This is a genomic window from Pseudovibrio sp. Alg231-02, from assembly GCF_900143565.1.
Lineage (GTDB): Bacteria > Pseudomonadota > Alphaproteobacteria > Rhizobiales > Stappiaceae > Pseudovibrio.
Genome location: NZ_FREX01000003.1, coordinates 425,901 through 440,639, shown reverse-complemented (window position 1 = coordinate 440,639; position 14,739 = coordinate 425,901). Strand labels below are relative to the sequence as shown.

At 52.1% G+C, this 14,739-nt stretch carries 14 protein-coding genes and 1 riboswitch; of the genes, 8 read left to right on the top strand and 6 right to left on the bottom strand.

The window, feature by feature from the left end; all coding sequences use genetic code 11:
• The first annotated feature begins 66 nt into the window (after positions 1-66).
• On the top strand, positions 67-1,311 hold the full coding sequence (locus tag DHN43_RS11580; RefSeq protein ID WP_057460762.1) for an argininosuccinate synthase: 1,245 nt from the start codon (positions 67-69) through the stop codon (positions 1,309-1,311).
• 206 nt (positions 1,312-1,517) lie between these two features.
• On the top strand, positions 1,518-2,369 hold the full coding sequence (locus tag DHN43_RS11575; RefSeq protein ID WP_108818664.1) for a class I SAM-dependent DNA methyltransferase: 852 nt from the start codon (positions 1,518-1,520) through the stop codon (positions 2,367-2,369).
• A 3-nt stretch (positions 2,370-2,372) separates the two neighbouring features.
• Here DHN43_RS11575 and DHN43_RS11570 read toward each other — a convergent pair whose 3' ends face one another.
• Positions 2,373-2,906 carry an MAPEG family protein gene (locus tag DHN43_RS11570; RefSeq protein ID WP_108818764.1) on the bottom strand — a complete coding sequence of 178 codons (534 nt, stop codon included), beginning with the start codon at positions 2,904-2,906 and terminating at the stop codon, positions 2,373-2,375.
• A gap of 124 nt (positions 2,907-3,030) precedes the next feature.
• Here DHN43_RS11570 and DHN43_RS11565 point away from each other — a divergent pair, with 124 nt between their 5' ends.
• The 3 genes from DHN43_RS11565 (at position 3,031) to DHN43_RS11555 (ending at position 5,802) form a co-directional block, all read left to right on the top strand.
• A complete protein-coding gene (locus DHN43_RS11565) occupies positions 3,031-4,242 on the top strand; it encodes a winged helix-turn-helix domain-containing protein (protein WP_108818763.1) in 1,212 nt (403 codons plus the stop codon).
• An 87-nt stretch (positions 4,243-4,329) separates the two neighbouring features.
• Positions 4,330-5,223: a hypothetical protein gene (locus DHN43_RS11560; RefSeq protein WP_208995231.1), complete on the top strand. Its 894-nt coding sequence runs from the start codon at positions 4,330-4,332 to the stop codon at positions 5,221-5,223.
• A 141-nt stretch (positions 5,224-5,364) separates the two neighbouring features.
• Positions 5,365-5,802 carry a hypothetical protein gene (locus tag DHN43_RS11555; protein WP_057460765.1) on the top strand — a complete coding sequence of 146 codons (438 nt, stop codon included), beginning with the start codon at positions 5,365-5,367 and terminating at the stop codon, positions 5,800-5,802.
• An 82-nt stretch (positions 5,803-5,884) separates the two neighbouring features.
• Here the strand turns inward: DHN43_RS11555 and DHN43_RS11550 are convergent, their stop codons facing one another.
• Positions 5,885-7,069 carry an O-succinylhomoserine sulfhydrylase gene (locus DHN43_RS11550; protein WP_057460766.1) on the bottom strand — a complete coding sequence of 395 codons (1,185 nt, stop codon included), beginning with the start codon at positions 7,067-7,069 and terminating at the stop codon, positions 5,885-5,887.
• Positions 7,070-7,136: 67 nt separating this feature from the next.
• A riboswitch (SAM riboswitch) is annotated at positions 7,137-7,214 on the bottom strand.
• A 123-nt stretch (positions 7,215-7,337) separates the two neighbouring features.
• On the opposite strand from DHN43_RS11550, the gene DHN43_RS11545 reads away from it, so the two are divergent.
• From DHN43_RS11545 to DHN43_RS11535, 3 genes are all read left to right on the top strand, one after another.
• On the top strand, positions 7,338-8,444 hold the full coding sequence (locus DHN43_RS11545; protein WP_057460767.1) for a 2'-deoxycytidine 5'-triphosphate deaminase: 1,107 nt from the start codon (positions 7,338-7,340) through the stop codon (positions 8,442-8,444).
• 4 nt (positions 8,445-8,448) lie between these two features.
• Positions 8,449-8,997: a YigZ family protein gene (locus DHN43_RS11540; protein WP_063291114.1), complete on the top strand. Its 549-nt coding sequence runs from the start codon at positions 8,449-8,451 to the stop codon at positions 8,995-8,997.
• A 158-nt stretch (positions 8,998-9,155) separates the two neighbouring features.
• Positions 9,156-9,566, top strand: coding sequence for a hypothetical protein (locus DHN43_RS11535; RefSeq protein ID WP_108818663.1), 411 nt, complete (start codon positions 9,156-9,158; stop codon positions 9,564-9,566).
• Here the strand turns inward: DHN43_RS11535 and DHN43_RS11530 are convergent.
• From DHN43_RS11530 to ggt, 4 genes are all read right to left on the bottom strand, one after another.
• Positions 9,557-10,414 (bottom strand): HEPN domain-containing protein, encoded by an 858-nt coding sequence (locus DHN43_RS11530; RefSeq protein WP_108818662.1) that lies wholly within the window; start codon positions 10,412-10,414, stop codon positions 9,557-9,559. The two genes, DHN43_RS11535 and DHN43_RS11530, sit on opposite strands and share 10 nt — an antisense overlap.
• Entirely contained in the window at positions 10,384-10,926 is a 543-nt protein-coding gene (locus DHN43_RS11525; protein ID WP_159096832.1) for a hypothetical protein, read from the bottom strand. Before DHN43_RS11525 ends, DHN43_RS11530 begins: the two co-directional genes overlap by 31 nt.
• A gap of 1,270 nt (positions 10,927-12,196) precedes the next feature.
• A complete protein-coding gene (locus DHN43_RS11520; protein ID WP_063286137.1) occupies positions 12,197-12,523 on the bottom strand; it encodes a hypothetical protein in 327 nt (108 codons plus the stop codon).
• 556 nt (positions 12,524-13,079) lie between these two features.
• Entirely contained in the window at positions 13,080-14,678 is a 1,599-nt protein-coding gene (ggt, locus tag DHN43_RS11515) for a gamma-glutamyltransferase (RefSeq protein ID WP_244306706.1), read from the bottom strand.
• Positions 14,679-14,739 lie beyond the last annotated feature (61 nt).

Here is a 14,739-nt window from a genome sequence, read left to right as displayed (position 1 = left end):
CTCTCCTCGGTAGATTGCCCAGCATAGGCGCTTTATGCGCCCGAACACACATTTGGAAGCTAATCTATGGCCCAAGGCGACATCAAAAAGGTTGTGCTTGCCTATTCTGGCGGGCTCGACACCTCGATTATTCTCAAGTGGTTGCAGGCGGAATACGGCTGCGAAGTTGTAACTTTTACTGCTGACTTAGGTCAGGGCGAAGAGTTAGAGCCAGCACGACGAAAAGCTGAACTGCTTGGTATTCGAGAAATCTACATTGATGATCTCCGTGAGGAATTCATTCGGGATTTCGTATTCCCGATGTTCCGGGCCAACGCAGTTTACGAAGGCGTTTACCTCCTCGGCACCTCTATCGCCCGTCCGCTCATTTCCAAGCGTCTCATCGAGATCGCTGAAGAAACCGGCGCTGACGCAGTTGCGCACGGCGCAACCGGTAAAGGCAACGATCAGGTACGCTTCGAGCTGGCATGCTACGCACTGAACCCAGACATCAAGGTGATCGCACCTTGGCGTGACTGGACGCTGAAGTCCCGTACTGACCTGATCGAGTTCGCAGAACAGCATCAGATCCCAGTACCAAAGGACAAGCGCGGCGAAGCACCGTTCTCCGTTGACGCAAACATGCTTCACTCCTCTTCCGAAGGTAAAGTTCTGGAAGATCCGAATGAAGAAGCACCAGAGTATGTCTTCCAGCGCACCGTTGACCCGCTCAGCGCGCCGGACGAAGTCACGGAAATCGAAATCGGCTTCGAAAAAGGCGATGCGTGCTCCATCAATGGCGTACACATGTCTCCGGCAACTCTGTTTGCAAAGCTGAACGATTACGGTCGCGACAATGGCATTGGCCGCCTCGATCTGGTCGAAAACCGTTTCGTTGGCATGAAGTCCCGCGGCATCTATGAGACACCAGGCGGAACAATCCTCCTGTCAGCGCACCGTGCGATGGAATCCATCACGCTGGACCGTGACGCTGCTCACCTCAAAGACGAGTTGATGCCACGCTACGCAAAGCTCATCTACAACGGCTTCTGGTTCTCCCCAGACCGTGAGATGCTGCAGGCGATGATCGACAAGTCTCAGGAGTTCGTGACCGGTACGGTTAAGCTGAAGCTCTACAAAGGCAACGTGATCGTTGTTGGTCGCGCGTCCCCTTACTCTCTCTACTCAGAAGAGCTGGTGACCTTCGAAGATGACCACGGCGCTTACGACCAGAAAGACGCTGCAGGCTTCATCCGTCTCAACGCTCTGCGCTTACGCACGCTGGCAAAGCGGAACCAGATGACCAAAGCAAAAGAGTTAACAGACGCCTGAAAGGGTAAAAGCTCCTAAGCTTTAATTTAGTTATTAAGCCCGCAGTGGAAACACTGCGGGTTTTATTTTGAGAAATACCTAGCAACAAAAATACAGCTACTTTCCGTTGCTTACCTAAAAACGATCAACCAAAAGAGGCTTACTGTTCATTAATTTTTTCATGGCTCAATCATGTCAGTATTCAAAGACGAGGATACTACACAGCGATGAAGAATGACAAAAAAGAACAAGAAACCAATCCCGTTGCAGATTTCCTCCGACATTTCATGATCTATGATCATGTACTCGACCTCAAAGAGACCGGAGAGTTCAACGGAGCTGCCGATCACTTGCTGAACCTTCTGGGGCAAGGGTGCTCTGAAAATTCAGAGGAAACCATCGATCTGCCAAGAGCAAAAGCGAACTCAGAAAAGCTAGACAGTATGCCGGCTGAGTATGTTTCCGCTCTGTTTGACCAGAAAGCAAAGCTTTTCGATATCAAGCTACTGGAGATCCTCCAATACAGCCTACCAACCAAGATCCACGAAAAGATCAACACTCTCAATCTTGGCCCCTTTAAACGTCTTTTAGATCTAGGTTGTGGCACTGGCTTAGCTGCCGAACTTTTTGAAGATCAGATCCCTTATAAAACTGGCATCGACATTTCCGAGCAAATGCTCAATCTGGCAAGAGACAAGAAGATCTACGACGATCTCCAGCAATGTGAAATCAACGAGTTTCTCGATCAGGATCATCCTCAGAAATGGGATTTGATACTCGCATCAGAACTCTTGCCGTACTTTGGTTCACTGGAAGATCTCTTCGCAGGTGTTGCCGGCAACATCGAAAAGAATGGCGTGTTCCTGTTCTCCGCTGAAGCTGTGATGGAGCCTGCACCCAATACCCAGCCCTACACGATGAGCGACAGCTGCCGCTTCAAGCATACAGAAGATTATCTCCGCAATCTCTTGGAGCAATTCGACTTTGCAACCATCGACTTCACGCAGACCACACTCCGACAAGAGCACGAAAGTCCTGTGCTCGGACATCTTGTAGTCGCTCGCTATATGCCAGCGTGAGCGCTACAACCCGGCCATCAACGTTATCAGCACAACCACCAGCATTAAAATGCTCGGGTAGAAAGTCAGCGCAAAGCCGGTTCCACGCCATGGTGCCCCCTTCTCATAGCTGGCAAAAAACAGGATACGCCCGAGCGCAAACAGTAGTGCTGCCAACAGCGGCACCGACATCGTGCTGCCGGGCATAACCGCAGCCCAGGCAATGTAGATGAACCCTGCCAACACCCCCTGCTCAAGTGTATTTTGCAAAATACTCTGCAACATCTTGGCTTTCTCACTGCCGTGGGTTAGCCCTCCTCCATCAATGTCATCAGCATGATAAAACCTGCGCATTGCCAGACGACCTATGGAAATCATCAGCAGCAAGGCAGGTGATAACAATGAAACCGCTGCCACCCAAAGTCGCTCAGAGGCATTCCAGTCCGCGGCAAATCCAAACGGATTGAGAAGCGCACCAAACAAAAGCACAATCGCGGTCACCAACGCTCCAACAATCATCCGCTGAAACACACCCCGCTGTTTTTCTGCAAAGTCCAATGCAATCTCCACTTAGAGAACATAATGAGAACAAACCCACAACTATCTGCTGCGGACTGCTTGCGGCAAGGCGCTGCCTCTCCTAGCCTAGGCACGTCTGACCAAGCAGGAGACTTTGATGACTATGGAAGCGCAGTTAGTTTTAAAAGTTGATAACGCCGCTGCGCGCCGCTTGTTTCTGCAGAAACACGCCCTTCTTGAAGCACCAACAGGCTCCTCGAAAGGAGAAGATCTCCTCGATCTCATTCACCGCATTGGCTTTGTGCAGGTTGATAGCATCAACACAGTAGAGCGTGCGCACCACATGATCTTGTGGTCACGCCGCCAAAGTTACCGCCCCAAACATCTCAAGAAGCTGCTGGAAAATGACAGAAGCCTCTTTGAGCACTGGACGCATGATGCCTCAATCATTCCAACCGAGTTCTTCTCTTATTGGCACTACCGCTTCCAAAAAAGCGCAGAGAGCTTGCAATCCCGCTGGAAGGTCTGGCGCGGTGCGGAGTATCAGGAAAAACTCAACCTCATTCTACGGCACATCGAAGAAAACGGCCCCGCTGGCACCTCAGATGTCGGCAAGGATGAGAAGCGCAGCAAAGGCGGATGGTGGGAGTGGAACCCATCCAAAACAGCACTTGAATATCTCTGGCGGACCGGACAAATCTCCGTCTCCCGGCGTGAAAACTTTCAAAAACTCTATGACCTGACAGAACGCGTCATCCCTGAGGATCACCGCTCCGCTAAACCCAGCCATGCAGAAACCATAGAGTGGGCTTGCAACTCCGCAATCGACCGCCTCGGCTTCGCTACGCCCAGCGAAATTGCAGCCTATTGGGACAAACTAGACCTTGCCGATGTCAAAGCATGGTGTGAGCAAGCCCAGAAGCGTCAGGAACTGATCCTTGTTGAGATTCAACCTGCCAGCGACACGAAGCCCAAATTATGTCTCGCACGCCCAACAATTGAAGATGAACTGAGATCCCTCGAAGCCCCATCCCAACGGATCCGCATCCTCAGTCCATTCGACCCGGCATTAAGAGACCGCAAGCGCGCTGAGTTTCTTTTTGACTTCAATTATCGCATCGAAATCTTCGTCCCTGAACCAAAACGGCAATACGGCTATTATGTCTTCCCCGTAATGGAGGGGGACAAGTTGATTGGCCGCATTGATATGAAGCGTGACAAAGCCTCCAATGCTTTGGCCGTAAAACGCTTTTGGCCCGAGGCTGGCATTCGCATGGGCAAAGGCCGCCAACAACGATTGGAAGCTGAACTGGAGCGATGCACCCAGTTTGCTGGCTGTGAAGATCTTCAGTTCCTCTCAGCTTGGCAAGGATAGCCCACTGGATGGCGGGACTATCAGAAACGTAAGTAACCTCCAATACTGCTGGTAAACGTCGCATTCTCGTCAGCACCAAGAGAGCAAATGGGCCAGCTTTTGCAAACTTTGTTGCGTATTCTGCTCTGCCTTGTGGCACTGAATACCTCTGCCAGCCAGGCCCAACCTCTCTTCAATTTGGACGACCACTTCACTTTCAATCCGCAAGGCAAATACCAACCCCGCCTCATCGGCCTGTTTGAGACAGATCGCAATAACACATCTGGAGCCGCCGAAGTCATCACGCCAGTCTTTCAGGACAGTCATGGCATGTTCTTCGCTGATGTCCGCTCCGGCAACTCCTCTGATGCTGTATATCTCATAAGTGCTGGCGGTGGCCTCCGTCACTTTGTGCGGCCAAACCTGATTGGCAGCACCTACATCTTCATGAACTACAAGGAAGATTACGAACGCGGCCCCGCAACTGCAGTCACCACGGGCATCGAGTTTCTGGCAAATAACTATGAGGCTCGCTTCAACGCACAATTCCCGACAAGCAAAGTCCGCATTCTGGAACCGGAGCCGGGTAGCACAGACCAACGCGAAAACATTCCTCTCCTCAACCTTTCAGGAGAGATTGGCTACGACCTCCCCGGAACTGAGGATCTGGGGTTCGGCCTCCGCATCTATGCAGGAGGCTTTTATAGAACCGCCAACAACATTGAAGAGATAAGCGGAGCACAGGGACGGTTTGAATTATCCCGTGCAGGCTGGCTTGGCCTACCTGGATTGAAGACCACATTTGTTGGACAGATCCGCTATCACAGCGACATCAACTATCCCATTGGTGCTTTTCAACTCCGCATAGGCCTTCCCATCGTCAGATATTGGAAGGGCATCACCGTCGATAACTACAACGAGCTCTCTCACATAGAACGTCGCATGACAGAACGCGTGCGACGCCCCCTCACTATTCACAATCGCACGCGTCGTATTCCTTAGAACTCCACTTAAAATGAAAGCCCTAGGCATTAAACCACTCGAAGCGTTACCCCTCCCGGTTTCAGGGCATCACAGACCCCCAGCATTAATGTTAATCTTTTCCGATAGGATACCGCTTCCAGCTCTTCCGGGGACAACCACATGAGGACTATTCCACTCACGCTCATTCCGTTTTTGCTCTACAACGCTGTGGCATTTCGGTGGTTTGAAGATCTAGAGCCGGTGCTTGATCAAGGCTACAACGTCACCCCTTGGGCTGCCATTGTATTCCAGATCCCACTGCCATCCGGACTGCTTGTTCCTCTGGATGTCGCCACCCTTCTGCTTGCAGGCACTTTGGTCCTGCTCTTCGTTGAGATCATCAAAGCCACCAGAACCAGCACACTCTCACTTGTAGATCACAGCTTGTCTCTGTTGATCCTCGTAGCCTACTTGATTGAGTTCCTCTCGGTACAAGAAGCCGCCACCCCGCTCTTCCTGCTGCTCATGACCATCACGTTTCTGGATGTCATCGCCGGGTTCATCATCACCTTGTCCGGAGCACGGCGAGATGTAGTTGTGGCAACCAGCAACAGCTAACAACAAGTCTGCAGCATTGCGCTTTAATGCATAAAGGGCACCCGATTGGATGCCCTCATGTCAGTCATAATGTGCAACAAGCTTAAAGCGCGGCCAGTGCCTTAGCAACATCTTCCAGCAGGTCATCTGCATCTTCCAGACCAACAGAAAGACGAAGCGTCTTGTCTGTAATGCCCAGCTCCAGACGCGCATCTTCCGCAACACTCTGGTGCGTAGTCGTCGCCGGATGGGTAATCAGGCTCTTCGCATCACCAAGGTTGTTGGAAAGGCTGACAATCTCCAACGCATTGGAGAACTTGAAGGCCGCTTCCTTACCACCCGCCAAATCAAACGCCAGCATGGTAGACCCACCCTGCATCTGCTTAGCCACGATATCCGCCTGTGGGTGATCAGCACGACCTGGGTAAATCAACCGAGACACTGCAGAATGATCCGCAAGGAACTCTGCCAATTTGCCAGCATTAGCTGTCTGACGCTCAACACGCAGAGACAACGTCTCCAGACCTTTCAGCAGAACCCAGGCGTTGAATGGGCTCATCGCAGGTCCGGTATGCTTGAACGGGTCATGGAATTCTTCCACAATCCACTTTTCATCGGAAAGCACGATACCGCCCAAACATCGGCCCTGCCCGTCAATATGCTTGGTCGCGGAGTAGATCACCACATCCGCACCCAGCGCCAGCGGGCTCTGCCAGATAGCAGTCGCAAACACGTTGTCGACAATAAGCCGTCCACCAGCTTCGTGAATAATATCCGCCACAGCAGGAATATCGATCACTTCAAGCGTCGGGTTGGTTGGGCTTTCAAGAAACGCCGCCGTGGTGTTCGGACGAACAGCTGCTTTCCATTGCTCAATGTCAGTGCCATCAATCAGCGTGGACTCCACACCATAACGTGGCAGCAGCTTTTCGATGATGTATCGGCAGGAACCGAACAGCGCCTTTGGTGCAATCACGTGATCGCCAGCTTTAACGCAGGCCATAATCGCAGAGTTAACAGCCGCCATACCAGAAGCCGTGCCACGTGCGGCCTCAGCACCTTCCAGTTCGCACATTCGTCGCTCGAACATTCCTACGGTCGGGTTTGCGTACCGGGAATAAATATAGCCCGGATTCTCGCCCAAAAAGCGTGCTTCTGCCGCTTCTGAGCTGTCGTAAACATACCCTTGTGTAAGGAAGATAGCTTCGGATGTTTCACCAAAGCTGGAGCGCGTTGTGCCTCCATGAACAAGCCGAGTTGCTGGCTTCCAGTTCTTTGCGTCTGTCATCGCTCATTCCTGCCCGAAGAGATATTGCTCTACCCCTTCATTAAAAAACCCCGGCGCGGGCCGAGGTCTATACAAGAACCCGACCCTTTAGCTACTTGTTTTACGTGGTTGCAAGCCGGTCGACCAAATCACCACGGAATAGGCAGCGTTTTTACCTCGAAAATACACTAGGGTCAATCAATCAGCTTAGGTTGCAGACTTGGCGAGAGATCAAACTTACGTTAATCAGTGTCAGAACGATTTGAGTACGAGTGGGGCGGAACCAACAATGACAGGCATTCTTCCGGCAAAAGCGATTGAAGCTATGTTTGCCAGCGGTGCAATTCAAGCAGACAGAGTGCCCGACGAGGACCAGATTCAACCTGCCAGTCTTGACCTGCGCCTCGGCGTCAAAGCATGGCGTGTCCGCGCTTCCTTTCTGCCCGGCCCCGACGCGAAAGTGGAAGACAAGCTGGAAAAGCTCATCCTGCACGAGATCGACCTCTCCAAAGGCGCCGTGCTGGAAACCAACTGCGTTTACATCGTCCGCCTTCAGGAAGCGTTGGACCTCCCGGCTGAGCAGTCCGCCACAGCCAATCCCAAAAGCTCCACGGGCCGCATTGATGTGTTCACCCGCGTCATCACAGACCAAGGCCGCGCATTTGACCGTGTTGAAGCTGGCTACAAAGGCCCGCTCTACGCTGAGATCTCTCCAAAGACCTTCCCTGTGCTGGTCCGCGAGGGCTCTCGCCTGTCCCAAATCCGCTTCCGCGATGGTGAAACCCTCATCAATGATGAAGACCTGACCAAAGTGCACAACCAGCACACACTGGTGTCTGGCGGCAAGGACGAAGACGCCATCAACAACGGCGTCCAGGTGTCCATCGACCTGAAAGGCTCTGGCAAAGACAGCCTCATCGGCTACCGCGCCAAGCGCCATACAGGCGTGATCGACGTCGATCGCAAAGACGCACAGGACCCGGAAGACTTCTGGGAACCGCTGTACAATCGCGGCGATGCAACGCTCATCCTCGACCCGAACGAGTTCTACATTCTGGTCTCGCAGGAAGCCGTCCACGTCCCACCACAATACGCTGCTGAGATGGTGCCATTCGACCCACTCGTCGGCGAATTCCGCGTCCACTACGCAGGCTTCTTCGACCCCGGCTTCGGCCACTCCACCGTTGGTGGCACAGGCTCCAGAGCCGTTCTCGAAGTCCGCTCTCACGACGTTCCCTTCATCGTAGAACACGGCCAGACGGTTGGCCGCCTTGTCTACGAGCACATGGAGGAAGTGCCAGAAACCCTTTACGGCGAAGGCATTGGCTCCAACTATCAAGGTCAGGCTCTGAAGCTCTCCAAGCACTTCAAAAGCAAAGAACCGGTAGGAGCATAAGCCGATGCCCCTCTTCACCGTTGAGCAGGAATACAACGCGATACTGGAAGAAAAGAAGTCACGCTTTCTTGCCTTTCTGGTACCCCATGTAGACTTTGCTCAGCGGCTGGCGGACCTTCGCGACGAGCACAAAAAAGCCAACCACCACGTCACCGCCTTCCGCAGAATGCTCCCCGAGGGACGCATCGATGAAGGCGGCAAAGACGATGGTGAACCGTCTGGCACCTCCGGCATGCCCACACTCAAAACGCTCATTGGTGCAGATCTTGTGGATGTGGGCGTCATCATCGTCCGTTACTTCGGCGGCACAAAACTGGGCACCGGCGGTCTGGCACGGGCCTACTCCGGCGCCGCAAATCTCGCCATTCGGGAAGCTGAGCTTGTGCCATGGCTGCGCATCAAAACCCGCAGTGTCTCCGCCAGCTTCTCCAGCAGTGCCGAACTGGAACGCCAGGTCATTCTGCTACAGCTGGAAATCATCGAACGCACCTTCACAGAGGACGGCGTAACCCTGCTCGTCAGCGGTCCTGAAGATCAGATCGACAAGCTTTAACCTTCAGTACTTACTAGCTTTTTCATGCCTCTCAGCATTCTTACCGCACCCAGATAATTAAAATCCTAATAAGAACTTAAGCTTTGGCACGCGCCTTGCGATGTGAATCCCAGGAAACGGCAGGTGTCTCATTTTGAGACGGTCGGGGGAGTGAAGTCATGCGTGTCACCCGCACTGGAAAAGCGATTAACACTGGAACAGACGCTGATCGTCGCTATCGCGATATCGGCTCTCGCCGTCACGCCAAAATCACAGAGCAAAATGCTGAGACTGTCTCAAGACGGAACACCTACGGGAAACCAGGCAAGGAATTGCAAGTCTCTGAGGATGTCGCCACCACGCAAACCCAGCACGAAAAAGACGCCCAGTTCTATGACCTGCCAAAGCGCATCAACGTCTTCCGCTGCAACTCCGCTTTCCTCGCCCACCTCATCGGCATCAAAGAAAACGCCGCCCACCTGCGCGACCGCCGCCGCGTAGAACCCGAGGAAGGCGCCATCAGCTACACCACCACCGAAAAAGCCCCCCGCCTCATCGGCGAAGGCCGCATTATTCAATATCAGGCATGAGTAAGATCTGGTTTAGCTAACGTGGATGGGTTCGGCTCCCAATCACTGCCAAAAGAAGCTTTCTTGAGATCCTTATGGAACTGAGAGTACTCTTGTGTCAGATCACATTTTTCAAGAATTTGCCAAGCAACCACTTCAGCAATCTCTTGGGCTTCAATTGAATGCCCCCACAAGCTATTGCGCAGCCCTCGATGCACAGTTTCAGAACGCTTATTGTATAGCTTCTTAATCCACTCATAGTTATTCAACCGGTCGTTCTTGGTCAGAGAGATAATTATGGACCCATAGCGCGCGATAGTATCGGTAACAGGAGCACCCTTATCTTCACTGCTTAACATTGCTTCAATAGCCGTAAAAAAGAAGAGTAACCGTAAAGCCCTATCGTTTTCTAGTCGACCACGCCCCATCCAACCCAACGCGTCACGAACTCTATACGCTAAGGTTTTTTCTTTAGCTTCGGAAAGCTGTATGGCTATTTGTTGAAACCATTCGCTCTTAAAAAGCGGTAGTGATTTTGCAGAAATCTCATAGATACCGATCCGTTTTTGTCCAGGTATTCGAATGTTGCCTTTAGTCATTATGAGTGGGTCAACACCAAAATCTCTATCTTCAATCACAGGATCTTTCTCCAGATCTAGCGACTGCGGATACATGACAGACCAATCAGTTCCAAAAATACGAATGAGGCTTAAGGTTACATTGATAGACCATAATGCTTCCTCCTTTAGGTTTTCAGGAGAAGCATTCGCGTTAACACGCCAGAAAACATTCGATGAAGGAAGTGTTTTAATGTACCCCGTTTCTCCGATCTGACACTTTAATTTATTACATTCATCATCCCAGAACATCTTGATGCTTGAACGATCTTGAAGTGATAGTTTTTTTGAGCTTCCTTTAGAACCTCTTCAGATAAAACAATACTCACATTGCCAAGATTTAAGCTTTGCGTATCTAAAGGCAAAATGCATGAGTAGCATGGCAGAAACACAACCCACGCCTGTTCGAGGTACTTCTCGTATTCAGCAAAAAAGCTCCCCAGAAAGCTTTTAACAGTTGTCTTACCATCAAGAGATCTAGACAGAGTTTCTTGAAGTAATCTACCAATTTCATTCTCATGAATTAGCGAGGATGGGTTAGACTTAGCTAATGCGTCTCTAATCGCTGCGATGGTTTCTCGTTGGAGCTTTCTTGTTTCATAGTCGTGGTTGACCCACCCCGTCGCTGAGCCAAACCCACCAAAGTGTGTTACCACTCTAAAGCGATTATCTCTGTCAGGCCTCGAAACTTCTCCAAAATATGCAGTTAATACATCTCGAACTTCTGAGTTAGTTTGTAGCTTCTGAATTACTTTCGATCTCATAAAAATACCCAGCATTGTCCAACATAACTACAGTCTCATGCATGGCTTTGCTCGTCACTAAAATATGCATTTCTCCCAACACAAACACCAACAGCACCACATGGCATCCCATGCAGTGTTGAACCAGAATTCCCGGAAGTCGGGATGAGCAAGGCGGTAGGCAATACCTGCGCTACTTGTTTAAAAATGTTTCTTCAGCATTGGCTACACGCCTTGCCCGGGCTTTCTTATAATGAACTACGTCGCCTCTTTTGCCTATAAGGCACGATAGCCGGTTTCCCGGAAAGAAAGTGGCTTATCCAGACACGTTTCCATGCCCAAACAGTTCCTCCGTCTTTGACAAACACATCTGCAAAAGCAGGTTTTACTGCCGGTACGTCTGCATCCGTCACCGCGTGATACCCTATAGTCCTGGGCCCTTCCCCTCAAACCATGCGGTCACGTTTGAAGTTCGGTTCACCGGACCACTGAAAGGTGCGTTACGTCTTCCAACAGCCCAACCCAACCTACGACAAACTGACGGTCGCTCCGCCAGCAGCCCGTTACGTAGGCATAGGTTCAGAATATGGGAGGATTTCAGAAGGGGAATAAGTTTTTTGAGACAGTCTTTGCCCACCCACCGGTGTCATCCCGGGCGAAGACCCGGGACCTATACCCCCAGTGTTAGAGATTGGTCAAACGCGTTGGTGAAAAAGCAAGGCAATGGGTTATGGATCCCGGCTCAAAGGCCGGGATGACACAGGAGGAAGCCGACAGGCTGACGCGCAAAAAGCCCGCCCTCCCTCGTCATCCCGCATTCGATGCAGCATCCAGAGCCCCCACCAACGCCAGCATCCGTACGCTAGTTGTTTCACATTGCCCTCACCCCCGATGTCATCCCGGCCCCCGAGCCGGGACCCATACAGTGATTGCTACAAACCGCGAATGTCGTGCTTGCCGTGACCTCATCATGGGTCCCGGGTCTCCGCTACGCTCCGCCCGGGATGACAGTGAGAGGAAACCGATTGGCTAAGGAGTAAAACCACTTTTGTGCGGGCCTCAATAAGCTCCAGCAGAGAACAACGCCTAGCGCTGCTCTTCACGTAATCATCCTTCCTCGTCATCCCGCACTCGATGCGGGATCCAGAGCCACACCCATCAACGCATCTAAAAACACACACGAAGATGCTGGCCTGCGGGCACACTTCGCCCGGCCGCAGACCAGCAGGACACTCATGAAGGGCTGTGCAAGGGTAGTTGAGGCAGCCCTTGGAGTGCCGTTCACAGTGATCTAATCAAGAGACACAATATTGGTTTCGACCGGTGGTGGAGAGGCGACGCTGCGTGTCGCGTGACCGGAAAATCCTTTAGGGAAGGACGTGCCGGACAACGCATCGGTTAAAATTCCGCAGGTCTTATCAAGTGCCTCTAGGCGGTTACACAAAGCGTAGTGCAAAGTGAATAAAACGTCACGTTCGCAACTGTTCTTCATCCGCTCGCTCAGCACCATATGCTGCACATAAGCAAGATTCTGAAGATCAGAAACAGCAACGTTTACGTCATCAAATTCATTCTGAAGAGTATTTGTGGCGCCACAGGCGCATGCAGTGTCGTCCATAATCAAAGCCTTTCTGACTTGGCTGTTGAATGAACCGCACGACATTGAGCTTTCGACGGCCCGCTGGCGAGCGGGAGGTTCGAAACCTGAGTCAGACAGGCGAGTTTATTCCCCCCCGAAGGAGGTGTTGTATTCACCGCCCTCCCGCTCATAGCAAAGGGTTTGCGCCCTCAGAAAAAAGGCACAAAAAATCCGCTAGTTGACGGGAGCGGTTACCGCTGACAAAGAGGTTTCGAAGCCTCACATATGAATGTGGAATGGAACCGGCCACCTGTCAACGAAAAGTTGCAAAAGCGAAAGAACTGTTGCCGCAAGGATACGCTGGCGAAATCCCAATACCGTCATCCTGCACAAGCGCAGCGCGATGCGGAACCTAGAGCCCCAGCCCTCTCCCTCGTCTTCCCGCACTTGATGCGGGATCCAGAGCAGCCCTAACCAACACCAACACCTTTTGCACTGGATACCTGATCAGCGCTCCGCTTGACCGGCATGACGGCTGAGGTGCCGGAGCAACTCAACCAGTCATACCCATCACAGCCAACAAAACACCAGCGCTTTAGTAACCCAGTGCGCAGCCGTCTTTGCGTGGGTCAGAGCCGCCAATTAGGCCACCGCCGTTAGCTCGGTCAAACATGATGGCCTGTCCGCCGCCAATTGGGGTCGCGACAATGGAAACCTCATGGCCTAAAGCTTGCAGTGCTTCAATCGTCTCCGCTGAGACACTGGTTTCAGCTTGCAAAGACAAGGACTTCTCGTCGATGAACATACGCGGGCAATCAATGGCCTCCTGCATATTCATGCCGTAGTCCAGATGGTTGGAAAGCACATGGGCATGGCCGCACGGCTGATACCCGCCACCCATCACACCAAAGCTCATATAAGGCAGACCGTCCTTTAGAACCATCGCCGGAATGATAGTGTGCATTGGCCGCTTGCCGCCAGCAATCTGGTTTGGATGCCCCTCTTCCAACGTGAAGCACGCCCCACGGTTTTGCAAAAGCACACCGGATTTCGGTGTCGCGATACCAGAGCCGAAGCCGTGATAAATGGAGTTGATGAGCGAAATGGCCAGACCATTCTCGTCAACCACACTCAGATAAACCGTATCAGACTTCGGTGAGAGCACCTCTTCCGGTTGCCTCGGCAACACAGCATCCGTGCGGATCAACTTGGCAAGGCCATCGATGTAGTCGCTATCCAGAAACGCCTGCGGGTCAAACTCCATCGTCTCAGGATCAGCAAGAAAACGATCACGGCCAGAATAAGCAATCTTGGCAATCTCCATCTCCAGATGGAACCGCTCTGGCCCCATTGGATCCAGATCCGCCCAGTCAAACCGCTTCATCAGCTCCAGCATGATAAGAGCTACAATGCCCTGCCCGTTAGGTGGCAATTCAGCAACCGTCACACCGCGATAGTCCGTGGTGACGGGTGTCAGATCAACAGCCTCATGCGCAGCCAGATCGTCCGCTGTCAGGTATCCACCCTTCGCCTGCACTACTGCTGCAATCTCTTCAGCAATCGGGCCGTTGTAGAACGCATCTGCCCCACTCTTTGCAACAGCTTCCAGTGTCTCAGCCAAGGGAAGGTTACGCATCATTTCGCCAACAACAGGCGCACGACCATCCTTCAAAAACAGCTCAGATGCACCTTCATCACGCTTGAGAAAGTCAACAGCACCTTTCCAGTCCGCAGCCACACGCGGGCAGACTGAATACCCGTCACGCGCATAACCGATGGCCCGCTTCAGAACCTTATCGAATGAAAACCGTCCATGGTCTTTGAGCAGTTTCTCCCACCCGCGCAAGGCGCCCGGAACGGTGACTGCGTGAATTGAATCCACTGCAACATCAAGCAAACCATCTGCTATCAGCTTATCCGCACTCACATTTTCAGCAGCGCGCCCAGATGAATTCATGCCCGACAACGTACCATCCGGCTGCGCAACAATGGCAAAGCAATCACCACCAATGCCCGTCATATGCGGTTCAACGACAGAATGAACAGCCATAGCGGCCACAGCAGCATCAACGGCAGTACCGCCCTCTCGCAAAATTTCGAGCGCTGCATTGGTAGCCAATGGATGGGATGTCGCTGCCATTGCATGTGGTGCATAAACAGCGGAGCGACCCGGAACCTGAAAATCTCTAAACACGAAAAATCCCTCTTTGTAATTACCAGTGAATCTCCGGTCCCCTAACGAAGAATTCCCCGCA

Bases quoted from the DNA above. Each gene is read 5' to 3' on its own strand.
- DHN43_RS11540 (WP_063291114.1), top strand. From the start codon at position 8,449: ATGCCCCTCTTCACCGTTGAGCAGGAATACAACGCGATACTGGAAGAA.
- DHN43_RS11560 (WP_208995231.1), top strand. From the start codon at position 4,330: ATGGGCCAGCTTTTGCAAACTTTGTTGCGTATTCTGCTCTGCCTTGTG.
- DHN43_RS11530 (WP_108818662.1), bottom strand. From the start codon at position 10,414: ATGTTCTGGGATGATGAATGTAATAAATTAAAGTGTCAGATCGGAGAA.
- DHN43_RS11565 (WP_108818763.1), top strand. From the start codon at position 3,031: ATGGAAGCGCAGTTAGTTTTAAAAGTTGATAACGCCGCTGCGCGCCGC.
- DHN43_RS11535 (WP_108818663.1), top strand. From the start codon at position 9,156: ATGCGTGTCACCCGCACTGGAAAAGCGATTAACACTGGAACAGACGCT.
- DHN43_RS11520 (WP_063286137.1), bottom strand. From the start codon at position 12,523: ATGGACGACACTGCATGCGCCTGTGGCGCCACAAATACTCTTCAGAAT.
- DHN43_RS11555 (WP_057460765.1), top strand. From the start codon at position 5,365: ATGAGGACTATTCCACTCACGCTCATTCCGTTTTTGCTCTACAACGCT.
- DHN43_RS11550 (WP_057460766.1), bottom strand. From the start codon at position 7,069: ATGACAGACGCAAAGAACTGGAAGCCAGCAACTCGGCTTGTTCATGGA.
- DHN43_RS11545 (WP_057460767.1), top strand. From the start codon at position 7,338: ATGACAGGCATTCTTCCGGCAAAAGCGATTGAAGCTATGTTTGCCAGC.
- DHN43_RS11525 (WP_159096832.1), bottom strand. From the start codon at position 10,926: ATGAGATCGAAAGTAATTCAGAAGCTACAAACTAACTCAGAAGTTCGA.
- DHN43_RS11575 (WP_108818664.1), top strand. From the start codon at position 1,518: ATGAAGAATGACAAAAAAGAACAAGAAACCAATCCCGTTGCAGATTTC.
- DHN43_RS11580 (WP_057460762.1), top strand. From the start codon at position 67: ATGGCCCAAGGCGACATCAAAAAGGTTGTGCTTGCCTATTCTGGCGGG.